Raw genomic sequence first — 23,260 nt, forward strand, 5'->3', positions numbered from 1 at the left:
AAGTGAACGATAGCCATCAAAAAAGGGAGCCTGGGCTCCCTTTTTTATTCGATGCTGCGTTCTAAAGCGCTGCACTTAGACATTCATTTAGGCGTCTAGCAGCCTTGAAGTTGAGATCTCAATCTTGCGCGGCTTTAGGGCCTCGGGGATCTCACGCTGCAGATCGATATTGAGCAGGCCGTTTTCAAGATCGGCGCCAATCACAGTCACATAGTCGGCCAGCTGGAAGGTGCGCTCGAAACCGCGCTCAGCGATACCCTGATACAGGTATTTACGCTCGCTCTCCTGCTCCGCCTTGGTGCCTTTCACCACTAGCTTGTCGCCTTCGCTAGTGATATCTAATTCTTCCATCGCAAAGCCGGCCACCGCCATGGTGATGCGATAGCGATTCTCGCTCAGCAACTCGATGTTGTATGGGGGATAACCCGAATTACCCTTGTTCGATGCAGCATGCTCGGCAAGCTGGGCTAAACGATCGAATCCAATGGCACTACGGTATAGAGGGGTTAAATCATAATTACGCATAGGTATATCCTTTTATTAAGCAATATAGAGGTTAGTGGCCGACAATAATTCACACGATATGATTCGAATAAATTGCGCCGCGCCTTTTAGTGATATCACCGGGCAGCCCAAAGGCACTGCCATAACAAGATCAACATCTTGGGTAACATCAGGGGCCTCGATGAGCGCCCCATACTCACTATATGTGGATAGGCATTTATGATTTCAAGGAAGAAATTTAAAAAATTTTTCTGCGCTTATGAATGGGCAAATACACAAGCTGATCACCCAGAAATTGCACCAGAAATCGAATCAGAGCGTGGATCAGAGAATGGCCTAGAGAATCACCAAGAGAATGACCCGGCTAATTCCTCTCATAAACTGACTAGGTCCCAATACGGTGAATGCGCAATCTCGGGCATAAAAAAGGCAGCCCTGAGGCTGCCCTTTGTGTCGCTTAATCCTGCTTATTGAGCAGTGATCTGACAACCTTCAACACTTTCAGAGTTTTCGTAAACGATATCGCCTACTGGGTTGTAGTCGGCCGCTACGATAGTGCCTGCATCCTTGAAGAAGGTGTACAGTACTTCGGCATCAACATAACCGGTTTGTACTGGGTTTAGCTTAGGATAGCCGTCACCACCTGCCGCGTTGTAGCTAGGTACTGTCATGGTGTAAGAGCCAGTCGCGCTGTACTCTTTACCGTTAACTTCGCTGATAGCCACTGTCTTAGCCGCACAGTCAACCGTCATCTTAACGCCAGTGATCTGAGCGTAAGCGCCTGCACCAATCTGTAGGCTAGCCACTTCACCCAGGTAAGCGCTAAGCTCTTCACCTGTCATAGTGCTTAGAGTCACCATGTTACCGAAAGGCTGTACAGTCAGAACGTCACGGTAAGAGATGTCACCGGCTTCGATTGACGCACGAACACCACCAGAGTTCATCACGCCCACATCGGCTGCAACCTTGGTACGCTGTGCATCGGCGATCAGACGACCCAGGTTAGTCTGCATGTAACGTACGTTTGCACGCTCACCGTCTAGTAAGCCATCGGTAGAAGCAATCACTTCATCCAGTTGGCCTTGACCACGCTCTTGGTAGTAAGAAAGCATCTCTTTCAGTGCAGCATCTGCCTCGATCGCTTCACCTACCAGTACTTTAGTCTCATTACCTTGCTCATCTTTTACTTTCTTCACTAGGTTAACTGGAACCAGCTTGTAGTTAGCCAGGTGCAGTTCACCGTTGAAGTATTCGAAATCGGCACGGCCAACATACTTACCCCACTCGTGAGCTTGCATGATGTAGGTACCGTTTTGCTGATCAGGCGTACACTCGTCGCCCGGTGCGAAGTCAGCATATTCGCCGCCTTCCATACAAACTGGGTTTTGTGAGTGACCACCGATCACAGCCTGAAGTTGACCTTGCTCAAGCGCCTTGGCCAGAGCCACGTCGCCAGGTGCGTTGCTGCCGTGTTCGCCGTTCGCATAGTGACCCATGTGAGTCGTTGCGAAGATAAGATCGGCTGCCTTAGCGTCTTTGATCTCTTTGATCACCTTAACGATCTCTTCTTTAGGATCGGTGAACTTAAGACCTGAGATAAATTCTGGGTTACCCAGCTTAGCCGTGTCTTCGGTGGTTAGACCGATAACAGCAATCTTGATGCCGTTAACATCGAATACCTTGTAGGCTTCGAAGTAGCGAGTGCCATCTTCTTTGTAGATGTTAGCCGCTAGCATTGGGAAGTTAGCGATAGAACGCTGTGAATCCAGTACCGCCAATGGGTTATCAAATTCGTGGTTACCGACCGCCATAGCGTCATAACCGATATCGTTCATACCAAGGAAATCTGGCAGTGCGTCTTGCAGATCAGACTCAGGTACACCTGTATTGATATCACCACCAGAAAGCAGCAGCGTTTCGCCGCCATTGGCCGCCACTTCGGCGCGGATCTTTTCGATCAACGTCTTACGTGCCGCCATACCATATTCGCCGTCTTTGTTTTCCCAGAAACGACCATGGTTATCATTGGTGTGCAGTACGGTAAATTTGGTGCAAGCAGTGCCAGCTTCAGCACATGTTGTTGGCGCCTTGTCGTCATCGCTGCTGTTACAACCAGCAAGTGCTGCTAATACAGCGGTAGCGACTAATCCTTTTAAAAGCTTATTTGTCATTACATCAACCCCTAGATTATCTTTTTTATTAACCATCATATTTTTTGATAGCGAACGTCATAATCTCGCCGCGAAATATAATAGCAAACAATATCTAGGAAATGTGGCATTTTTATGAACAAACATAGGGCAAATGTTTATTTTAAAAGCGTTTTACGCCTTTCATTGTTTCACCATCAGAACAAGGTAAAAATGAATCGCGAGACCTATCGATAAATTAAAACGGCCATAGATATCGATTTCCCATCTATTTTATTAACTTGCACCTATTTTCTAAAAAATGAGGATACTCCCATTAAACAAACAAGCTCTAGCGTACCTAGATCACAAAACCGGTAAAAATTTCACACTAGATCAACTTTATCTAAAGCAGTAAAACGTAATACAGCACAAATCGATGCTTTTTTAGCCGCAAAGGTCGCCATTTATCGGTAATTGTTAACTTATGGTTACGGCAAAATGATCAGGCTGTACCCGCCAATTGATTGACGTGATATCCATCACACTCTTGCAAGCATAAAAAAGAGGCGCCAACTGGCGCCCCTCACTTATTGTAATAATCCTGTTTCAGATCAGGCAGGTAATAGCCAGGTAAACAGGTAGCCTATTGGCTCAGACGCGCCTTAAGCCACTGACCTATCTCCTGAAGCTGATTTGGCAACACGCTATGGCCCATAGGATAGGTATGCCACTCGCTGGAATAGCCCGCCTTGGAAATCAGATCATAGGCCGCGCGGCCAAGAGCCAGTGGCACCACCTCATCCTGCTCACCGTGTTGTTGCAGCAGCGGCGTATTACGATTGGCCTCACTCAAGTTATCGGGCATGGCATGGCCCGTCGGCAGATAGCAAGATAGTGCCATGATCCCCGCCAGGCACTTAGGGAAGCGTAAGCCGGTAAACAGGCTCATCACGCCGCCTTGGCTAAAACCGGCCAGGACTATCTTATCGCTCGGCACGCCAGAGGCGATCTGCTCCTCGATAAGTGTTGCAATCGCCAGCTCAGAGGCCAACACACCAGCCATATCGGCGCGATTGTCTACATCCATCCCCTTGATGTCATACCAGGCGGGCATCACATACCCTTGGTTGATGGTCACCGGTATGCTTGGCGCATGGGGAAAGATGAAACGCACGCCGAGTTCATCGGGCAGACCCAGAAGTGGCACCACAGGGGCAAAACCGGCACCGGAATCGCCAAGGCCATGCAACCAGATCACGCAGGCGCGGCACTGGGATTGAGGTTCTATGGTGATCCGCTCTAACGGCTGTTGAGACATAGGGTTTCCTTTATTACTCTTCATTAGGTGTTTATGTGCGGCCGATCATATCAGGAAGCCTAAGTCCACCCAACTATAGCCCGCCCAACTATTCGATAAAGTCGAATAAAAAACGCCAGTTTTCGCGTTTTTTATCCGCTTAGGCGACTGTTACACTGCACTTAACGAGTTAGAAAAGCGAGGCAGACACAGATGGGATTACTTCAAGGTGGCCAATGGGTCGATAAATGGTATGACACAGATAAGAGCAAGGGCGCGTTTGAGAGAGAAGACGCCGCCTTTCGCCGCTGGATAAAGGCGCCAAGCGCAGATGAGCCTGAGCCCGAATTTAAAGCCGAGTCGGGTCGCTACCATCTCTATGTCTCTCTCGCCTGTCCCTGGGCGCATAGAACCCTTATCTTTCGCGAGCTGAAGTCGTTGCAGGCCCATATCGGCGTCACGGTCGTTGAGCCCCATATGCTGAGCAACGGTTGGGAGTTTAGTGGCCCCAAGCAGAGTGAGAGCGCCCAGCACATAGAAGGCAGCGAGATCGACAGGCTCAACGGCAAAGATTATCTCTATCAGATCTACCAGTTAGCAAAACCCGACTATAGCGGCAGAGTGACAGTGCCCGTGCTGTGGGACAAGCAGACCCAAACGATAGTCAGTAACGAGTCGGCGGAGATCATCCGCATGTTTAACAGCGCCTTTAACGAGATCACCGGCAATCATCTCGACTTCTACCCCGCCGCTCACAGAGAGGAGATAGATGAGATCAATCACTGGGTCTACAACAAGATCAATAACGGGGTATACAGAGCCGGTTTTGCCACCACACAGGCGGCCTATGAGCAGGCCTTCGACGCGCTATTTGACGCCTTAGACACCTTAGAGACACGTCTTAGCCAGCAGCGCTATCTAGTGGGCGACCAAATTACCGAAGCCGACTGGCGCTTGTTTACCACACTCGTGCGCTTCGACGCCGTCTATGTGGGTCACTTCAAGACCAATCGTAATCGCATCGCTGACATGCCGGCAATCCAGGCCTACCTGAAAGAGTTATACCAACACCCTGGGGTCGCCAAGACGGTCAACTTCGAGCATATCAAGCAGCACTACTATTTCAGCCATGGCCAGATCAATCCGACGCGCGTGGTTCCCAAGGGGCCCAGGTTAGATCTCGACTCGCCCCACGGCCGCGACAAACTTGGCCACAATTAGCCCTGCTTAGACGCGACTTGCTTAGATGAGACTTGCTTAGCCGCGACCAGCTTATTCGCCACAAGCATGGCCATTAACGGGCGGCATGGGCAGCAACTGATGAAGTAAAAATCAAACGTAGTTAGGCGATATCGATACCGAGACACTCGGCGATATCACCTAGCTGATTTGCATCGTCTAAGGTGAGGTGCCAACGCACCGCGCCTGCATCGGCCACCATGATGTTGCCGGCGCTGAGCAGGCGCAGATCATCGGCCATCGCAAAGAGGCTGACACCAGTGGTGAGTTTTACCAGCACCTCTTGGGGCGAGACGATTATCCGTCCCCCTGAAAATTCGATGACCACAAGCTCTTCCTTCAATTGATATCATACCAATCCTAGTCAATAACTGATCATGCTAGCTTGTTAAATCGTCCGATAACGGCGTTATTATTTTTTGATTGTCGAATAATGACTTATCGAAAAATCATGCCTTGTTCTCGAACGTTTTCCAACGCAACTTCTGATCACTTACTTACCGTGATTGATATAAAAAGACCCAGGTTCGCCCGGGTCTCTATGGTTATTCAGGTGCTCGCCACCAGCCTAGTGGCCGTGACCATTCTAGTGGTGGTGACCGCCGACGCCATGGGCGTGACCGTGGGCGATCTCTTCGGCAGTCGCCTCGCGCGCGTCGACAACCTCAAGATCGAAAGTCAGTTCGCGGCCAGCCAGAGGATGGTTGATATCCACGGTCGCCATAAACTTACCCACCTTGAGTACAGTCACCTGGCGCTGGCCCTGGTCTGTGCTCACGATGGCACGCATGCCAGGCTTCCACACTTTCGCGCCTTGCAGATGCTTGATAGACACGCGCTGCTCGCCGTTTTCGTTACGTACGCCATAGGTTTCTTCCGGTGGCAGGGTCACAGAAAACTTCTCACCCACAGCCTTACCTTCCATCGCCTTCTCGACGCCAGGCATCATGTTGTCATGCCCATGTAGGTAGGCAATAGGATCTAATCCTTCGTTGGTTTCGAGCACTTCACCTGCTTCATCGCGTAAGGTGTAGTTAAACTGCACGACCATATCGTCTTTAATGCTCATCAAGCGTCCTTAGTTAGTCTCTTTTCATCAAGTGGGCGAAGCTTAGCAAAACTTCCCCCGGGGCGCTACGCCTGTTATGCCTTGGCGCCCGGCACTATGGCCAGATGCTCTATCTCGCTTAAGATGGCGTGATTCTTAAGGGCGAGCTGACAGACGCCGCTGCGGATCTGATGCTGGGCCGAGCAGTCTACGCTCCACTGGCGCAGCAGATAACCCGCCAGGGCGGCGCGGCAACTGAGTACCAATTCCCCCTCGCTCATCTGATAGTCCAGCGCAATCGCCTCGGGATGCTTCAAGCTGGGATGGGGGATCAACACCAGACAAACCAGCTTCTGCCAGTAGCCATCTTTGTCTTGCAGTTCATGATCGAAGGGCTCGGTGGCGCTCTGAGTCACCGCCTTGAAGCGGGTCACCACAAAGTCGGTAAACACCTGATGGGTGCGGTCGAAACATCGCACATGCCAGCGCTGACCGTTGTTCACCAGGGTGTGCGGCACCAGCTCTCTTTGAGTTTCCCCCGATGACACGGACACATAGGTCACGGCTATCGCCTGCTTATGGGCGATAGCCCGCATCACGGCGGCGATAATATTGGTATCGGGATGAATAAGCTGCACCGCATCCAGACAGACGCTACTTGGTGTCACCGGATGGGATAGCCCGTCACCGAAGCCATTGGCCAATCCATGGAGGATCGCCTCGGGATCATGGTCGAACAGGGGGATAAACTCGGCGCGTCTGTGATAGCGCTTGGTCTGATGCACCAGCTCCATGTTGTGGGGCGCCAACTCGCGGTAGCTGGCGAAATCCCTTGTCGCCGCCGCCAGGCCTGTGGCGAATTTGGCGATCAAGTCCTGGCGCGATACCTGGCCAAAATATTGCAAACTAAAGTCGATAAACGCCAGACGTTGCCGCTGGGCAAATGACAAACTCTCCATCGCATCCATATTGCTACCTTATGTGGCCACTCGTTAGTTGTTACAATTTGGCCGAGCAAAATGCCCGGCCAAAATCTTAAGCTAATGTAATTCTTATCGAGATGCAATCATAATGGTTAGCACTATTTGATGCCCAGGGCGCTGAAGGTCTCATCGCTTGGAAAACCGTCGGCCACCAGGCCAATGCTGCGCTGAAAGGCCTGCAGGCCGGCACGGGAGTTGACTCCAAGCACGCCATCTGGCTTACCCACCTCATAGCCCTTCTCGTTGAGTTTGGCCTGCAACTGCTTAAGCTTGGCGCGGCTGATATTGTCATGTTTCGGCGGCGCCACATGCAGGCGAGCCCCACCATTGATGCGATCGGCCAGATGCCCGACGGCGATGGCGTAAAACTCTGAGCGGTTCCAGCGCATGATCACATCGAAGTTGGCATAACCTAAGAATGCCGGCCCAGTATGCCCGGCCGGAAGATAGAGGGCGGCTTGCATGTCGGGAGTCGACAGCGCGCGGCCATTGGCCTGAGTGATCCCCAAACCGGCCCAGGTGGTTAAACTTTGTTTATCGTTACGCCCAAGATGCCGAAAATCATAATCCTTTGGCAGGGAGACCTCGCGGCCCCAGCGCTCGTTGCGCATCCAACCGAGATTATTCAAGAAGTTAGCTGCCGAAGATAAAGCATCCTCAGTGCTGTTAAACAGATCGGCCTTGCCGTCACCATCGGCGTCCACCGCATACTTGGCATAGGCCGAGGGCATAAACTGAGTGTGCCCCATGGCGCCTGCCCAAGAGCCTTGCATCTGGGCGTTATCAAATTGGTAGGCCTCTTTAAGCTTCAACGCCTGAATCAATTCACCGGTAAAATAGTCGCTGCGTCTCGGATCGCAGGCAAGGGTTGCCAGGGAGTCGATCACCGGCATCTTGCCTTTATAGGAGCCGAAATTGGTCTCCAGTCCCCAGAAGGCCACCAGATACTGGGGCGGTATACCATATTCTTGCTGCAACTTGTGCAGCAGCGGGCCATGCTGCTTAAGCAAACGCCTGCCCTCCTGCACCCGCCAGTCAGTGACGCGTTTGGAGAAATAGTTGTCGAAGGTCTGACTAAATTCCGGCTGCTTCTTATCCAGCTCAATCACCCTGGTCACATATTTCACCTGACCCAGACCCTCTTCTACCGTCTTGCTCGACACTCCGGCGGCGAGCGCTTTTTGCTTGAGTGCGCTGACACAGGTATCGAAATCTTGGGCGAGCACACTAAGGCTTGGCAAGCCGGTTGCCAGGATCAGGGATGCAAAGGTGAGCAATTTTTTCAAAATAGAGACTCCAAGAGAAAACGGCTAAAAAAATAAGAAACTTAATGATCTGCAGCCGGCGAGAAACCAGACCTTCCCCAGACATGATAACGACTCGAGGCACTTATACTAAATGATTTATGATTAATTATTCGAACTAAGACCAGTTTGCACCGTGAGCGGATAAATAGTGGACTGTTCGGGTCACCTAGCGCTTGGCTCGTTAGCCACATCGCGTATAATGGGCTCGATTTTACCTACTCTAAGAGAACTCACATGACAGACACTAAGATGACAGACAACAGTCCCGTTTTAGCAAGCTTTATCGACAACGTAAAAGAGCAGCAAGCCGTTTGGGGCCTGCAAGATGAAACTGGCGAAGGTTGGGTCGTGTGTGACTCGTCAGAATATGAAGAAACGGATGTGATGCCGCTGTGGTCTAGCGAAGCACAGGCCAAAGTACACTGCACTGAAGAATGGCAGGATTATCAGCCGGCTCCCATTCCACTGGAAGAGCTGCTGGAATATTGGATTCAAGATCTGCACGATGACGGCGTATTAGTGGGTATCGACTGGGTCGCCGAGCAGGAATGCCTGGAGCTCGACCCTATCACCCTGGCCAAGAGCCTGGTCGACATAGAGCAAGAGTAAGCCCAGAGCTTGCGCTTTAATATGCGCTTATGCCAAGTCGCAGACAGGGGATAGCCCTTGTCTGCAAGCCTGCCCCTGGTCGACATCCCCTTCGACAGACGCCATACATGCTGGTTCTGCGCCGAGCCCTGTGCTCATCAGTTTGACTATCACGCCTTGGGCCATTGTCCTCACCCTTCGCTAGCGGTTCCCGCCTGTAAGGAGTGTCTGCAGATCGCCGAGAAGGCACCGCTCAGCTCTATCTGGGACTGTCACAGCGCAGTTAAAGACGAGTTAATGCGCCGCTATGCCAAACACCTGGCCATAGGCGAAAACTGGACCCAAGAGGAGCTCGAAGAGTCGGAATTTAGCTGTAAGGTATTCGAAGGCTTTAAGAAGAGCGCCTGGTTTATGTATCAGGTCGCCAAAGCTCGGGTGAGCGTTGCGCCCTGGCCCCTCAGCCTCAAGGGGATCCCACTCGACACAGCTGGTTTTGGCGGCGGTTTTGAGTTCGATGGCGTGCAATTTTCGTCGCTGGCCAAGGCCGTGGAACATTACGCCAAGATGCTGGGACTGGATAAGGCCTTTCTGCATCAGCTGCTGGCCGCCGTCGGCCGTGACCGTTTCGGCTACGCGGTGCGCATCGCCAGGATCAATATCGTCTCCACCGCCGTGGTCAAGCGTCAGGTATTGCGAGATATCCTTGCCGAGCAGACACTCGACTATGATTCGCTAGACGATAAATAGCTTGCCGACAATAACTAGTAGTTGGCTAGTAATTGACTAAAAGTACCGAAAGATTTCCGCTTAATTTACCTGTTCGGGCAACTGAGTACGTAGACGCTCCTGAACCACATCCACCAAAAGATCGGGCTGAAACTTAGAGATAAAGCGATCGCACCCCACCTTCTCCACCATGGCATTATTAAAGCTGCCACTCAGTGAGGTATTGAGGGTAATAAAGAGATTGGCCATCCGCTTGTCGTTACGTACCTCATAGGTGAGACGATAACCGTCCATTTCGGGCATCTCGGCGTCGGTGATCAGCATGAGTATCTCTTGGTTGATATCGCGGCCCTCATCGCACCAACACTTCAACAGCTTAAGTGCCTGCAGGCCATCCGAAGTCTCTATCACCTCGATACCCAGCGGGGCGAGCGTGTCTTTCACCTGGCGGCGGGCGGTAGCCGAATCATCGGCGATCAAGATCTTGCGCCCTATCATCTTATCCACCAAGGCCTCATCTAACACCCCTTCCGAGATGGCGATATCATAGTGCACGATTTCCGCTAGCACCTTCTCCACATCGATAATGGAGACCAGACGGGTCGCGCCATCCACCTCCACCTTAGTGATGGCGGTCAGATAGTTGTGACTGCCGGTGCTCTTGGGCGGCGGCATGATGTCACTCCAGGTCATATTAATGATATGGTCGACCTTGCCCACCATGAAGCCCTGCACGCTACGGTTATATTCGGTGATGATAAGGTTCGCTTCCTGGTCGCTGTTCATGGGCTGAAAACCGATGGCGGCACGAAGATCGATGACGGGAATCGAGGTGCCACGAATGTTGGCGACCCCCTTGATGCTAGGATGGCTACCTGGCAAGGCGCTCAGCTTTGGCAGCTTAACCACCTCTTTGACCTTAAACACATTGATCGCAAACAGCTGCGTCGCATTGATACGAAACAGCAACAGCTCGAGACGGTTTTCGCCAACCAACTGGGTACGCTGATCGACACTCTCTAGCACTTTAGCCATACAATTCTCACTACGTCATGATGTGATGGACGCGATACGCCATTAATTATAGCCATGATCCCCGGATTTCGAGCCGACATCAAGACCCAGAGATCACAGCTTTAACATTTATCCATTATTCAGGGCAACCGGTGCCACCGGCACGATGCGAGAGCCATTCTTCACCACTATATCCATGATTTTTAAATGTAACTCTTCCGATGCCAACTGAAAGGTGGGAAAACTCTTGGTGCCGATATAGGCCAGCACATTAACCTGTAGACCATGGAGACCGAAGCCCTTAAAGGTGACCCTGAGGGGCTCTTTGAGCACCAGCTCATGCTCTTCGAGCATGGCTTTTATCTCGGCGACAATCGCCTTGAGCTGCTCTGAGGTGGTCACCGCATAATCGAGACGAATATCCGCCTTGAAACGGATCTTCTCGCGCTGGGAGATGTTTTCGATCTCCATCTCCACCAACTTAGCGTTAGGCACATGGATAAGCGTCCTGTCCAGGGTGCGGATCTGAGTGCAGCGCAGGCCTATCTCCTCGACCGTGCCGCTGATGCTACCAAACTTACACAGATTACCCACCTTAATCGGCGCCGCCGAATAGAGGGTGATGGTGCCGATAAAATTCTCAATCGACTGCTTGGAGGCGAGCGCGATGGCGATGCCCCCTATCCCCATGCCGGCGATGATGGCGCTGGCGTTGAAGCCTAAGTGTTCTAGCCATAACAGCACCGCCATGATCACGAAGATCACCCGCAGGAAATTGGTCAGCGGCCGGAGCAGAGAGGCGGCCTGATCTTTGCCCTGCTCTTTCCAACGCTTCTTCAGACCCTGCTGGAAGATCCCCATGGCGCTCCAGCCAAACCAGATGATGGCCGACACTAACAAGAATCCCGTGTCTATCATCTCGATTGCCGCCGGAGAGATGCTGCTATGAGACACCCAGGCTCTGACCAGTAACACGGCCGCCAGCAAACGCAATGGCCCGGCGACGATATAGGCCAGTTCTTCTTTAAGCTCATATTGAGTTAGCAAGATCACGCGCTTGATGATCCAGGTAATGGGCACCATCACCAGAAATGCGGTGATCAGATACGCCAGCAGCAGGGTCCACTCCCACAGGTTGACGTTAAACCAGCGCCCCTCGGGAATATGATTGACAAACCACTCGGCCACAGGCCCATAGCCCAGGTTTTGATAGAGCTGAGGCACCTTGGCGACGGTAGCGTTAGAGACCTTCCAGATGGTGCCGCCTTCGCTGGGCACCCGCTGTAGATAGAGGGCTATCTGATCGCTCTGCAAGGCGACCCGGCCGAAGAGATCCCGATAGGCGGGAAGCTGATCGTTATCCTGTCCAAGTGGAGTATCGTTAAGCTGTCCCAGGTCGAGCCAGAGATTACGCTCTATGATCAGCTGCAGCTGTTTGGCATATTCGGCGCCTTCGTTGGCCGACATCCCCTCGGGCAGGTAACGCAGATCCAGATATTCTGCCGCCTTCTCATAATCCTGCTCATAAACCGCCGCCATAAAACCTTCTACCGTGCCCCTTGGGGTATCACGCTGCAGGCTATCCTGATAATCGAAGTGCTCAACCGAGCGCACAAATTGGCTCTGACCACTGTCGGCGGCGGCATCACTTAAGGCCCCCACCAGACTATTTGGCGCCGCGCTCCAGGCACTGCCAACAAAAAAACTCATCACCAACATAAACTGCCAAACAACAAAGCGCATCCCAGTCCCCTTAATTGTTAACAAGCGCCTAGAAATATTAGCATTTATTCCTAAATTGCACAGTAGAAAGCGAAGCAGGAACGGGCCTTTTCATCGCCATGGGCCTGGTCAAATCGACAGAATTGATTAAATATTGACAAGTACGCCGCCGAGATTATAATGCGTTCCTTCTGCAGTACCCTGCTTTAAGTTTTCTGCCTTCAAGTTTTGCATCGCTAGACTCTAAATCATCGCATAGTCATCGCTTCAACAACTCGCAGTTATCTCGTCACACTATTGTCATTTATTGATGATTTACTGTGTCCAATCCGGTGAAAAGCCCCCGTTTAGGGCCCAAGCAACGGCTTTAGCGAGGCAGATCACTTGATTATTTAAATTAGGCTGGGTAGTCTCAGAAAGGATTTAATTCATCTTTCGCAACAGCTAAGGATCTATTATTTGTTAAATTTTTACTGCCACAAGGCAGTTATAGTAATAAGGAGTATGGCCTATGTCGTACAAAGTTAACGGTCATGAGATCACGGTAAACTTCCCGGTGGACTCAATTTCAGTCAACAAATCCTCTATCGCATTTACCGATAGCCTAGGAAAAAACAAACAAACTTTTGCTAAGCGTACCGACGCCCTGCAATTTATGAAATGGTTGCTCTCAAGCAATAAATAACCCCCACGCTATTCGATACACCTCCTCTCACACGTATCGAAGGTTGCCCAGGCAACAAGTAGGATTGACCCCATTCGTCAACGACTCAGCAGGTAACATTTGGCTCAGGTTGTACCCCTTTCACAGGTACCGACCTGGCCAAATGGCATTTATCTCTCTAGCTCACCAAACTTACGCCTATACCTAGGCAGCATAGATTGATTACCCAGCAAGCCCCCTTGGTGCAGATAGAGCACGGGCGCAGCTAACCCCTGTTGCCACAGCTGCTTAAGGCAGAGCCAGCCAAGAGGATCGTAGAGCAACTCAAACGCTATCCCCGTCGACTCGAGTTCATGCCACATCTGGTAAAACTCAGGGTACAGCTTACCAAAGTGGTAGCGCTTGGCAGCCGGGATAATCTGAGGATGCAGCGCTTCGTCTTGCTCAAGTTCTAAAAATTGCTTCTTAAGATACTCATCGCCCCCCACCACGGCGCAGGTCATGACGCTGATGCAGGGATCTATAGCTAGGAACTGTTTTTGCAAATAGAGCGCCGTGGTACCTGTGCCGGATGGCAGGAACACCACTAACTCGTTAAGTGGCTGCGCGTTTTTCCAGCTGGCTATCTCGCGGGCGAGCTGGGCCACACCTGGCTCGGCAAAGGCACAGCGCCCGCCTTCTGGCACAAACAGCTGCTCATCACTGCCCGTTAACACCCTTTGCCTGATATAGGCTTCGCTATCCAATCCATCTCGATCCGTCTTTCTTGAGAGATCTATTATGTTAGCGCCGTTATTTAACGCGGCCAGGTAGTTGCCGCAGGGATGCTCCGTCAGATAACCGGGGAGATGGTCCACGTAGAAATCCAGCTGCCACCCCTTGAGCTTAGCCAGGGCCGAAAGCGAATAGAGGGAGTTGGCCTGGGGCGAGCCATAGCCAATCAGTTGCCTAACAGTGGGAAAGTCGTTCTCGAGAAAATAGGCGAACTTACGCGCCTTATTACCGGAAAACTCGGGATGCAGCAGATCGTCGCGCTTCACATAGACCTTGTGCTCCCCAAGGCAGACAGCCTCTACGGGCGTGTGGCTAAGCTTCATGTTATCGGGCCTGAATGAAATGACGCGCCAGAGTGTACACCCTTTAACGGCAAATGCGTAATTTGACCGACTTTTGGCATATTATGTCAATAACCCCAGAATCACACCAGCACAATAACCAATAAAAACATACAGATATAATATGGCATGCTTTTCGCTTATTCCGAAGTAGATCTAATTTAAGGCCAATGCCTTAACAACAATAAAAGCACTGCAACAAGGAGCTCTTCATGGCACTACTGCGCTTAATCTTTAATATTGCATGGTTTATTTTAGGCGGCTTCGTGATGGGGCTGGCCTGGTGGCTGGCTGGCCTACTCTGTTTTATCAGCATCATAGGCATCCCCTTCGGCCGTGCCTGTTTCGTTATCGGTGAGATGGCCTTCTGGCCCTTTGGTCAGCAAAACGTTAATCGCCGCGCGCTGCAAGGGGTCGATGATATCGGCACAGGCCCGCTCGGCATGGTAGGTAACATCATCTGGTTCCTGCTCTTCGGGATCTGGCTTGCCATCGGTCATATCACCCACGCGCTGGCCTGTTTCATCACCATCATAGGGATCCCTTTTGGTATTCAGCATCTAAAACTGGCACTGCTGAGCCTGACCCCTATAGGGCAGACGATCACGGCAAAGGCTTAAAAACCTTAAAGGCTTGATTTAGGGGCTGGAGGGGAGTTCGCGAACCTCGACAGCAGAAGCGAATCAGGATTACTACCGTACGACGAACTAGAGGCTTTGCAGGTAATCTTCGAGGAGCTGCTCGACTTGGATACGGGCCAGGCCAGCGTTATAGATCTCTCGCCACCTGCGCCCCTCTGGGGTGTTTCTAAAGGCGATATAGAGCTGTTTCGACTCCAGTAACTGCTTATTAAATTGCAGCCTAGTCTTGAGTTCGCTCAGGTGTGGCTGCTCGATGAGAAACTGATAAACATAGAGATCCATGACGGCGCCCTGAACCCTTCCTGTGGCGACCTTGCGGATATTGTGTTCATCTGAGCTCACCAGCTCTACCGGTTGGGCGCCGATGGCAATCATCTCATCGAGCGCCTGGGTGTTCACATAGTCTCTGACCACGCCCAAGGTGTAGGCATTGAGGTCCTGCACCCGCGACCAGGTAATGGGGTGCTGGCTCTGCTCCAAGATCCCCAGGGGACTCTGTCCCATGGAGTCGGAGAAGATGAATTTATCGGTTGGGTGATGATACTCGGGGAAATAGCCCTGATAGCCGGAGTCATCACGGGTCACCACTCGCACAGTGCGGCTCCAGGGGAAATAGTCCACCTGAAGCTCATGACCCATAGCGGCAAGTGCGGCTCTGGCCACCACCACACAGGCGCCGCCATCCTTCAGCGTCGGCCCCGAATAGGGTGGCCAATTTAAAGAGGAAAGCTTGAGTGTCTCGGCCTTCGGGGCTGAAGCAACACACAACAAGGTAGAAATGAAGATGGAGACAAGCAGTAAATGGAAGCGTCGTAGCCTTGCTGGCCATAGCTTTACTGGCATTAGCGGTGCTGGCAATAGCGACGTAGAGAGCAAGGACTGCCTATTAGCTCTTTTTATGCTTAAGTTAAAGCCGCTTAGTCTCATCAATACCCTTCCCCCGAATCACTGTTTCGCCGCACTCCATCGCACCATAGATGTCCTTTTGTTACACATTTTCACTGGCATGGATAAACAAGATGATGCAAAACAAGTATAGGAGAGAAGGTCAAATGAGGTATTTATGCTGAGAAAAACCTTGATCACCGTCATCGGCGGCGCACTTTGTCTACTCGGGTTGGCGCTGGTTATCTTGCCTGGCCCGGCCTGGTTACTGCTCCCCATAGGACTTGCCGTATTAAGCCTGGAGTACCACTGGGCCAGAGGCTGGCTAAAGAAGAGCCAGAAACAGATGACCCGCAGCGCCGCCTGGCTTGACGCCAAGTTGCGCGATTGGCGTTACAGCCGCTAATATGCGGCTATTTGCCACCATTAGCGCTATTTCCCGCCAATAGTGCTTATTCCCCACCAATGATGACTTGGGCGCTAAGGCGCCTTAGCCCAATAAAGGGTGGCAAACCAACAAAAAGCAAGGTCAGCACAAAGAGTTAGGCCAGCGCGAAGAGGTCGCGCCCGCAGCTCTTATGAGTCAATACGTTGAGCCGCTCCAGAATCGCCAGCAACACCCCTTGCCTGCGCATATTTTCCAATACGCCTCGGCTGAAGCGCTCCAAGCGGCTCATGGCGGTTAACAGTAAGCGGCACTGATAAAAGCTCGCCTCGCGGATATAATCTGGCTTATCGACCAGATGAGCATTTTGGTACCACTCCTGCCAGTTGAGGGTATCGAGTAACAGTCCCTGCTGAGCAAGCTGCTCGACAAAGCCCTGCATCGTCAGCTGACTGCTGGCCTGATCGCCACGGGCAAACTGCGTGGCATATTGAGAGTAGAGATTTGCTATCTGCAAAGATATTACACTTTTCATATCGCACTCCTTAGTCCCAAGGACTGGTTGCCCTTAGCGGCCCCCATTGCCCTAACGCCTTTCGCCTTACTTTCTAGGCGTTTACCTGACTTCACATCTCATAAAAAGCTTGCTGAGTCTTAAAAAGAAGACATTCGCTAAGCCCCTTACCTAGAGAATTTGCATACTCCGTACCACAGCTTATCTAGGAGGCTAATAGCCTGGTGCGCCCGGCGCTTTATCAATGACTTAACTCCAGGTTAATGAGAAGATGCTGAATACAAGCTGAACATGGCTAAGGTCCTGACTGGCTGGACATTAACAGGGCGAGACCATATGCTAGCTGAGAACGCAATGATTGCGCTGGAGAATTCAGATGAAGAAATACACCACAGGCGTTAGCCTTATCCTACTGGGACTGTCTATCGGTTTTTCACCGCTAACCCTGGCTAAAAACGATAAGCATGAACATGGTGCCAAGGCCCATAACGAAAAGAGCCTGCCACCAGGATTGCAGAAGAAGGTGGCCCGCGGCGAGCCGCTACCACCGGGCTGGCAGAAGAAACTGCACAAGGGCGATTACCTGTCTGATGACTATTATGATCGCGGCAAGATCCATGTGCCTATCGACCGTGACGGCAACATCACCATAGATGTCGATGGCACCTTTATTAAGCTGCACGACAAGACACGTCGTATCCTAGACATTATTAACGACTAGCTATTATTAGCGACTAGCTTTCAATTAAGACTAGCCATATAGAAAAGCGAGCTTAACGGCTCGCTTTTTTGATCTAAAAATATCGGCTTTAACGACTGGCCTGGGCTTGGTAAAGGTTAAACTCTTCCAGGATCAGGCTGGTAAAGAGCCGGCCGGCGCGACCTAAGGGGCGCTCCATGGTCGATACCAACTGAGGGGTAAAGCTGTAACGACTGCCACCGAGAAAATCCAGTTCCTGTAACTCACCGCTGGCCAGCTCCTCTTTGATCAGAAAGTCAGGCATCCAGCCAAAGCCCAGTCCCATCAGCAGGGCATTCTTCTTCATGATAAAGCCTGACAGGTAAAACACCTTATCGCCGCCAAATTGCAGCTCATCGCTGTGGATCTTGCCGGGGGAGGAATCTTCGATGGTCAGCTCCACATGCTGCAGCAACTCAAACAGGCTGAGCTCCTTGGCCTTGGCTAAGGGGTGAGAGCGACTCACCACCAGTATGCTGTTGATGTCAGGCAGAGGCTGCGGCCGATAGTTAGGCCCGGTGCGATAGTCTTTCACCAACATGAGATCGGCATTATCCCGCTCGAACCTGTGTTGTACCCCACCGAGAAACTCCATGTTGAGCTGGATCTTGGTAGGGATCTTATGCTCAGACACCCGCTTCAGCGCCCGCATGATAGGCTCCATGGGCAGTGAGCCATCCACCACAAGTTCGAGTTTAGGCTCCCAGCCTTCGCTGAAACGGCTGGCTAAATGTTCAATGTTGCCAAGGTATTGCAGCAAGCGTTTGCCTTCGGCAAGGATCACCTTACCCTCTGGGGTTAATTCGGCGCGATACTGATCCCGACAAAAAAGCTTTACACCCAGGTGCTGTTCCAGCTTCTTTACCTGATAGCTCACCGCCGACTGCGCCTTGTGCAATCGCTCGGCAGCCTTGGCGAAACTGCCCTCTTCTACCAGAATCGACAACACTCTAAAGGCTTCCACATCGATCTTCATCTCACATCCTCGGCGTAAACAAAAGACAACCATCTAAAATTTAGATTGAGTTAAGCTATTTATTATTCTTTTTTTTGTTCATGCCAGCAACTAAATTGTTACTTAGATCACATAAACATAAGTGTGCCCGCTAAAGCACCCAAGGAAAGAAGCCATGCCATTTTATGTAAGACAGGGGGAGATCCCCCATAAACGCCACATCACCTTCAAGAAAGCGAATGGTGAACTCTACCGGGAAGAACTCTTCTCCACCCATGGCTTCTCCAATATCTACTCCAACAAGTATCACCACAACATGCCGACCAAGGCATTAGAGGTGAGCCCGTTCGAGGTCAATCACGGCCAAACCTGGCAAGACACCTTGATTCAGAACTATAAGTTGGACGCTAAGCAGGCCGACCGCGAGGGTAACTTCTACTCGGCGCGCAACAAGATCTTCTTTAATAACGACGTGGCCATGTACAGCGCCAAGGTCACTCAAGACACCGAAGAGTTTTACCGCAACGCCTACGCCGATGAGGTGATCTTCGTCCACGAGGGCCAGGGCAAGCTCTATAGCGAATATGGTGTGCTCGAGGTGAAAAAGTGGGACTACCTGGTTATCCCGCGCGGCACCACCTACCAGCTTAAGTTTGACGACTACCAACAGGTTCGCCTGTTTGTTATCGAAGCCTTCTCAATGGTTGAAGTACCTAAGCATTTTAGAAACGAGTACGGACAGCTTTTGGAGTCCGCTCCCTATTGTGAGCGCGACATCCGAGTTCCTAGCCTACAAGAAGCCGTAGTAGAGAAAGGCGCCTTCCCCTTGGTGTGTAAATTTGGTGACAAGTATCAGCTGACACAGCTTGAATGGCATCCCTTCGATCTCGTGGGCTGGGACGGCTGTGTCTACCCTTGGGCTTTCAACATTCAGGATTACGCCCCTAAGGTGGGTCAGATCCACCTGCCGCCGTCGGATCATCTGGTGTTTACCGCCCACAACTTCGTTATCTGTAACTTTGTGCCGCGCCCGTACGACTTCCATCCCCAGTCGATCCCGGCGCCTTACTACCACAACAATATCGACAGCGACGAAGTGCTCTACTATGTCGACGGCGACTTCATGAGCCGAACCGGCATCGAGGTCGGCTACATGACGCTGCACCAGAAAGGGGTACCACACGGACCACAACCTGGCCGCACCGAGGCCTCGGTCGGCAAGAAAGAGACCTATGAATACGCAGTGATGGTCGACACCTTCGCCCCACTGCAGCTAACCCAACATGTACAAGGTTGCATGAGTAAAGACTACAACCGCTCTTGGTTAGAAGACTAATACCGTTCGGTACACACCGAATCACAATGAATAGCCAGACAAGTCACCAAAGAGTGACTGTGGTTGTAACAAATTGAACGAGGATACTCACATGGCAAGCGAACAAAATCCACTGGGATTACTGGGCATCGAATTTACCGAGTTTTGCACCCCAGATCTCGACTTTATGCACAAGGTCTTTATCGACTTTGGTTTCTCTAAGCTGAAGAAGCATAAGCAAAAAGATATCGTTTACTACAAACAAAACGACATCAACTTCCTGCTAAATAACGAGAAGAGCGGCTTCTCCGCCGAGTTTGCCAAGAAGCACGGTGCTGCCATCAGCTCTATGGGCTGGCGCGTAGAAGATGCCAAATTCGCCTTCGAGGGTGCGGTTGCCCGTGGCGCCAAGCCTGCAGGTGATGAGGTGAAAGACCTGCCCTATCCGGCCATCTACGGCATCGGCGATAGCCTGATCTACTTTATCGACACCTTCGGCGCGGACAACAACATCTACGCCACAGATTTTGTCGATCTTGAAAACCCAGAAATCGTACAAGAGAAAGGCTTTATCGAAGTCGACCACCTGACCAACAACGTCTACAAAGGCACCATGGAGCATTGGTCAAACTTCTACAAAGATATCTTCGGCTTTACCGAGGTACGCTACTTCGACATCAAGGGTTCACAGACCGCACTGATCTCTTATGCGCTGCGCTCTCCCGATGGCAGCTTCTGTATCCCAATCAACGAAGGTAAAGGCGATGACAGAAACCAGATCGACGAGTATCTGAGAGAATATGACGGCCCAGGCGTACAGCATCTGGCGTTCCGCAGCCGCGACATCGTAGCCTCACTGGATGCGATGGAAGGTAGCTCGATTCAGACCCTGGATATCATCCCTGAATACTACGACACCATCTTCGACAAGCTGCCACAGGTAACCGAAGACAGAGAGCGCATCAAGCATCACCAGATCCTGGTGGACGGAGACGAGGACGGCTACCTGCTACAGATCTTCACCAAGAACCTGTTTGGTCCTATCTTCATCGAGATCATCCAGCGCAAGAACAACCTGGGCTTCGGCGAGGGTAACTTCAAGGCGCTGTTCGAATCTATTGAGCGTGACCAGGTTCGTCGCGGCGTACTCTAAACATTGGCTCATACAGAGCAGTGTGACACTAAAAACCAGCCTCACCGGCTGGTTTTTTTCTTTGCAGCAAGGCGATAAATCACTACACTAGCCTGCCTAGTCACTCACTCATCGCACCGCAAGATGTCAGATCATATTCTTATTGCCGTTTTTCTGCCCACCTTCTTCTTCGTCTCCATTACACCCGGGATGTGCATGACACTGGCGATGACCCTCGGCATGAGCATAGGAGTGCGCCGCACCCTGTGGATGATGATAGGCGAGCTGGCCGGTGTAGCCCTGGTGGCCGTTGCCGCCGTGATGGGAGTCGCCACCATGATGCTAAACTATCCGCAGATCTTCGAGGTCCTCAAGTGGGTCGGCGGCGCCTATCTTGGCTATATCGGCATACAGATGTGGCGCGCCAAGGGCAAGATGGCGAGCCTTGATAACCAAAGTACACAGATCAGCAACCAGGCCTTGATCTCACAGGGTTTTGTTACCGCCATCGCTAACCCCAAGGGCTGGGCCTTTATGATCTCTCTGCTGCCGCCTTTCATCGATGTAGAGCGCGCGGTGGCGCCGCAGCTGAGCCTGCTACTGATGATCATCATGATGACAGAATTTGTCAGCATGCTGGCCTACGCCAGCGGCGGCAAGTCGCTCAAACTGTTTCTGGCCAAGGGCGATAACATCAAGTGGCTCAATCGTATCGCGGGCTCTCTGATGATAGGGGTCGGATTCTGGCTGGCGTTGGGCTAGGCTTAACTTAAGTTAACTTAGCTTACTTAGCTTACTTAGCTTACTTAGCTTACTTAGCTTACTTAGCTTACTTAGCTTTCTTAGCTTTCTTAGCTTTCTTAGCTTTCTTAGCTTTCTTAGCTTACTTAGTTAGTCTCCCTCACGCTTAAAGGGCAAGATGGCCTCAAGCTCACTCATATAGATCTTCACCGCCTGCGCTTCCTGCTCGATGAAATCGGCAATGGCGCGGCGAAAATCACCGTGTAAGTTCTCGTGTATCGAATAGGTGGGGATAGGCTCAAAGCCCCTGAGCACCTTGTGCTCTCCCTGGGCGCCGGCATCAAACTTCTTAAGCCCCTGTGCGATGGCATAGTCTATCCCCTGGTAGTAACAGGTCTCGAAATGCAGCCCCTCTATCTCCTCCAGAGCCCCCCAGTAACGGCCATAGAGGCAATCATTACCGACGAAATAGAGCGCCGCCGCGATGGGCTCGATTTCTTGCGCGCACTCTTGCGTGCTCTTTGCCTCCTTCTCTGCCTTGCTCCCTGCCTCACTCCCTGCCTGGGCTTCAAGCTTGTTAACTTGCGGGCGCTCAACCATTAAGAGGCGCACATTATCGGCCATATTTTTGACGATAGCGCTGAAGAAGGCGGCGTTTAAATAGCCCTGATGGCCGGAGCGCTTGTAATAGGTGCGCTGATAGCAGCGCACAAATTGAGTGAGTTCATCTTCAGTGATATCTACTCCGTCGATGAAGCGAAATTTCAGCCCAGCGTTTACGATGGCGCGGCGCTCCTTGAGGATCGACTTGCGTCTGCGACTGGTAAGCCTCGAGAGAAAATCATCGAAGCTTTGATAACCTTTATTAAACCAGTGAAACTGAGTGCCGAGGCGCTCAAGATACCCCTGACTCACCAAAGGCAGCCGCTCATGCTCTAACAGAAACAGGCTGTGCCAGCTCGATGCCGAGCAGGCCTTGGCCAGCAAGTCCAGATGCTCGCCAATTTTACCGATAAGCCCCGCTTTTTGCGCCTCAGACAGACCGGCTCTAAAGCCGATGCGCGACCCCGTTACCGGAGTAAAAGGGATAGCATTGACCAGCTTAGGGTAATACTCGAGCCCGTGGCGCTCATAGGCCTGGGCCCAGGCCCAATCAAACACATACTCGCCATAGGAGTGCCCCTTGAGATAGAGCGGCATCACGGCAAGCACCTTATTGGGATCAAGCTGTCTGTCACCTCCCTGAGCACTCGCCTGATTATTATCCCCCATTTGCCCGGCCTTGCTGACCACAAGATGCATGGGTCGCCAACCCGTCTGCTCCCCCACGCAGCCGCTTAGCTCGAGGGCATGTAGATACTCATAACGACAAAAGGGGTTAGCCTGTCCGTTCTGATCCTGCATGTTCGCGCTCGCCATCAGGGCATTCCACAGAGGCGCCCCCAGGATAGCGATTTGACTAACACACTGAATCGAATATGATACCGCCAAGACCTGCTCCTTAAAAAGATGGCTTGATTTCAGCAGTGAAAATCGGCACATTGAAACCAAGAGAACTGACTCAGTAGCTTAACACGCTTAATATTCTTATCACTCTTCTTACTCTTAACGCGC

At 51.6% G+C, this 23,260-nt stretch carries 24 protein-coding genes; 10 read left to right on the forward strand and 14 right to left on the reverse strand.

Annotated features, from left to right (window positions below):
* Positions 1 to 87: 87 nt before the first annotated feature.
* The 3 genes from K0H80_RS10880 to K0H80_RS10890 all read right to left on the reverse strand — a co-directional run bounded on the left by K0H80_RS10880 (position 88) and on the right by K0H80_RS10890 (position 3,954).
* Complete coding sequence (locus tag K0H80_RS10880) at positions 88 to 525, reverse strand: Hsp20 family protein (protein ID WP_011865932.1); 438 nt, start codon at positions 523 to 525, stop codon at positions 88 to 90.
* A 446-nt stretch (positions 526 to 971) separates the two neighbouring features.
* Complete coding sequence (ushA, locus tag K0H80_RS10885; protein WP_011865933.1) at positions 972 to 2,675, reverse strand: bifunctional UDP-sugar hydrolase/5'-nucleotidase UshA; 1,704 nt, start codon at positions 2,673 to 2,675, stop codon at positions 972 to 974.
* 604 nt (positions 2,676 to 3,279) lie between these two features.
* On the reverse strand, positions 3,280 to 3,954 hold the full coding sequence (locus K0H80_RS10890; protein ID WP_220071576.1) for an alpha/beta hydrolase: 675 nt from the start codon (positions 3,952 to 3,954) through the stop codon (positions 3,280 to 3,282).
* A gap of 192 nt (positions 3,955 to 4,146) precedes the next feature.
* Between K0H80_RS10890 and K0H80_RS10895 the strand changes: the two genes are divergently transcribed.
* Entirely contained in the window at positions 4,147 to 5,154 is a 1,008-nt protein-coding gene (locus K0H80_RS10895; RefSeq protein ID WP_220071577.1) for a glutathione S-transferase family protein, read from the forward strand.
* Between the two features lie 121 nt (positions 5,155 to 5,275).
* On the opposite strand, the gene K0H80_RS10900 is transcribed toward K0H80_RS10895, so the two are convergent.
* From K0H80_RS10900 to K0H80_RS10915, 4 genes are all read right to left on the reverse strand, one after another.
* On the reverse strand, positions 5,276 to 5,500 hold the full coding sequence (locus K0H80_RS10900) for a DUF3389 family protein (RefSeq protein WP_220071578.1): 225 nt from the start codon (positions 5,498 to 5,500) through the stop codon (positions 5,276 to 5,278).
* 258 nt (positions 5,501 to 5,758) lie between these two features.
* On the reverse strand, positions 5,759 to 6,241 hold the full coding sequence (locus K0H80_RS10905) for an FKBP-type peptidyl-prolyl cis-trans isomerase (RefSeq protein ID WP_011865937.1): 483 nt from the start codon (positions 6,239 to 6,241) through the stop codon (positions 5,759 to 5,761).
* Between the two features lie 74 nt (positions 6,242 to 6,315).
* A complete protein-coding gene (locus K0H80_RS10910) occupies positions 6,316 to 7,188 on the reverse strand; it encodes a WYL domain-containing protein (protein WP_220071579.1) in 873 nt (290 codons plus the stop codon).
* Between the two features lie 113 nt (positions 7,189 to 7,301).
* The gene (locus tag K0H80_RS10915) at positions 7,302 to 8,489 is read right to left on the reverse strand and encodes a lytic murein transglycosylase (protein WP_220071580.1); all 1,188 of its coding nucleotides are present in this window, start codon (positions 8,487 to 8,489) and stop codon (positions 7,302 to 7,304) included.
* Positions 8,490 to 8,744: 255 nt separating this feature from the next.
* Between K0H80_RS10915 and K0H80_RS10920 the strand changes: the two genes are divergently transcribed.
* Both K0H80_RS10920 and K0H80_RS10925 read left to right on the forward strand, forming a co-directional pair.
* The gene (locus K0H80_RS10920) at positions 8,745 to 9,119 is read left to right on the forward strand and encodes a DUF2750 domain-containing protein (protein ID WP_415837055.1); all 375 of its coding nucleotides are present in this window, start codon (positions 8,745 to 8,747) and stop codon (positions 9,117 to 9,119) included.
* Positions 9,120 to 9,176: 57 nt separating this feature from the next.
* Positions 9,177 to 9,845, forward strand: a complete 669-nt coding sequence (locus tag K0H80_RS10925; protein WP_220071581.1) for a hypothetical protein — start codon at positions 9,177 to 9,179, stop codon at positions 9,843 to 9,845.
* A 60-nt stretch (positions 9,846 to 9,905) separates the two neighbouring features.
* On the opposite strand, the gene K0H80_RS10930 is transcribed toward K0H80_RS10925, so the two are convergent.
* A complete protein-coding gene (locus K0H80_RS10930; RefSeq protein WP_220071582.1) occupies positions 9,906 to 10,859 on the reverse strand; it encodes a chemotaxis protein CheV in 954 nt (317 codons plus the stop codon).
* Between the two features lie 108 nt (positions 10,860 to 10,967).
* The gene (locus K0H80_RS10935) at positions 10,968 to 12,581 is read right to left on the reverse strand and encodes a mechanosensitive ion channel family protein (RefSeq protein WP_220071583.1); all 1,614 of its coding nucleotides are present in this window, start codon (positions 12,579 to 12,581) and stop codon (positions 10,968 to 10,970) included.
* Between the two features lie 490 nt (positions 12,582 to 13,071).
* On the opposite strand from K0H80_RS10935, the gene K0H80_RS10940 reads away from it, so the two are divergent.
* Entirely contained in the window at positions 13,072 to 13,245 is a 174-nt protein-coding gene (locus K0H80_RS10940; protein WP_011865944.1) for a hypothetical protein, read from the forward strand.
* Between the two features lie 149 nt (positions 13,246 to 13,394).
* Here the strand turns inward: K0H80_RS10940 and K0H80_RS10945 are convergent, their stop codons facing one another.
* Entirely contained in the window at positions 13,395 to 14,321 is a 927-nt protein-coding gene (locus K0H80_RS10945) for a 1-aminocyclopropane-1-carboxylate deaminase/D-cysteine desulfhydrase (RefSeq protein WP_220071584.1), read from the reverse strand.
* Between the two features lie 230 nt (positions 14,322 to 14,551).
* Here K0H80_RS10945 and K0H80_RS10950 point away from each other — a divergent pair, with 230 nt between their 5' ends.
* Positions 14,552 to 14,959 carry a YccF domain-containing protein gene (locus K0H80_RS10950; protein ID WP_220071585.1) on the forward strand — a complete coding sequence of 136 codons (408 nt, stop codon included), beginning with the start codon at positions 14,552 to 14,554 and terminating at the stop codon, positions 14,957 to 14,959.
* 87 nt (positions 14,960 to 15,046) lie between these two features.
* Here the strand turns inward: K0H80_RS10950 and K0H80_RS10955 are convergent, their stop codons facing one another.
* Entirely contained in the window at positions 15,047 to 15,823 is a 777-nt protein-coding gene (locus K0H80_RS10955; RefSeq protein ID WP_258406076.1) for a substrate-binding periplasmic protein, read from the reverse strand.
* Between the two features lie 220 nt (positions 15,824 to 16,043).
* On the opposite strand from K0H80_RS10955, the gene K0H80_RS10960 reads away from it, so the two are divergent.
* Positions 16,044 to 16,271: a PGPGW domain-containing protein gene (locus tag K0H80_RS10960; RefSeq protein WP_220071586.1), complete on the forward strand. Its 228-nt coding sequence runs from the start codon at positions 16,044 to 16,046 to the stop codon at positions 16,269 to 16,271.
* 136 nt (positions 16,272 to 16,407) lie between these two features.
* Here K0H80_RS10960 and K0H80_RS10965 read toward each other — a convergent pair whose 3' ends face one another.
* Positions 16,408 to 16,785, reverse strand: coding sequence for a DUF6508 domain-containing protein (locus K0H80_RS10965; RefSeq protein ID WP_220071587.1), 378 nt, complete (start codon positions 16,783 to 16,785; stop codon positions 16,408 to 16,410).
* 355 nt (positions 16,786 to 17,140) lie between these two features.
* Here K0H80_RS10965 and K0H80_RS10970 point away from each other — a divergent pair, with 355 nt between their 5' ends.
* Positions 17,141 to 17,485: a hypothetical protein gene (locus tag K0H80_RS10970; RefSeq protein WP_011865950.1), complete on the forward strand. Its 345-nt coding sequence runs from the start codon at positions 17,141 to 17,143 to the stop codon at positions 17,483 to 17,485.
* A gap of 88 nt (positions 17,486 to 17,573) precedes the next feature.
* On the opposite strand, the gene K0H80_RS10975 is transcribed toward K0H80_RS10970, so the two are convergent.
* On the reverse strand, positions 17,574 to 18,479 hold the full coding sequence (locus tag K0H80_RS10975; RefSeq protein WP_220071588.1) for a LysR family transcriptional regulator: 906 nt from the start codon (positions 18,477 to 18,479) through the stop codon (positions 17,574 to 17,576).
* 154 nt (positions 18,480 to 18,633) lie between these two features.
* Between K0H80_RS10975 and K0H80_RS10980 the strand changes: the two genes are divergently transcribed.
* The 3 genes from K0H80_RS10980 to K0H80_RS10990 all read left to right on the forward strand — a co-directional run bounded on the left by K0H80_RS10980 (position 18,634) and on the right by K0H80_RS10990 (position 21,667).
* The gene (locus K0H80_RS10980; protein ID WP_220071589.1) at positions 18,634 to 19,794 is read left to right on the forward strand and encodes a homogentisate 1,2-dioxygenase; all 1,161 of its coding nucleotides are present in this window, start codon (positions 18,634 to 18,636) and stop codon (positions 19,792 to 19,794) included.
* 91 nt (positions 19,795 to 19,885) lie between these two features.
* Entirely contained in the window at positions 19,886 to 20,926 is a 1,041-nt protein-coding gene (gene hppD, locus K0H80_RS10985) for a 4-hydroxyphenylpyruvate dioxygenase (protein WP_011865953.1), read from the forward strand.
* A 123-nt stretch (positions 20,927 to 21,049) separates the two neighbouring features.
* The gene (locus tag K0H80_RS10990; protein ID WP_220071590.1) at positions 21,050 to 21,667 is read left to right on the forward strand and encodes a LysE family translocator; all 618 of its coding nucleotides are present in this window, start codon (positions 21,050 to 21,052) and stop codon (positions 21,665 to 21,667) included.
* 129 nt (positions 21,668 to 21,796) lie between these two features.
* Here K0H80_RS10990 and K0H80_RS10995 read toward each other — a convergent pair whose 3' ends face one another.
* Positions 21,797 to 23,188: a GNAT family N-acetyltransferase gene (locus K0H80_RS10995; RefSeq protein WP_220071591.1), complete on the reverse strand. Its 1,392-nt coding sequence runs from the start codon at positions 23,186 to 23,188 to the stop codon at positions 21,797 to 21,799.
* Between the last annotated feature and the right edge of the window lie 72 nt (positions 23,189 to 23,260).

The organism is Shewanella aegiceratis (genome assembly GCF_019457495.1).
GTDB classification, from domain to species: Bacteria; Pseudomonadota; Gammaproteobacteria; order Enterobacterales; family Shewanellaceae; genus Shewanella; species Shewanella loihica.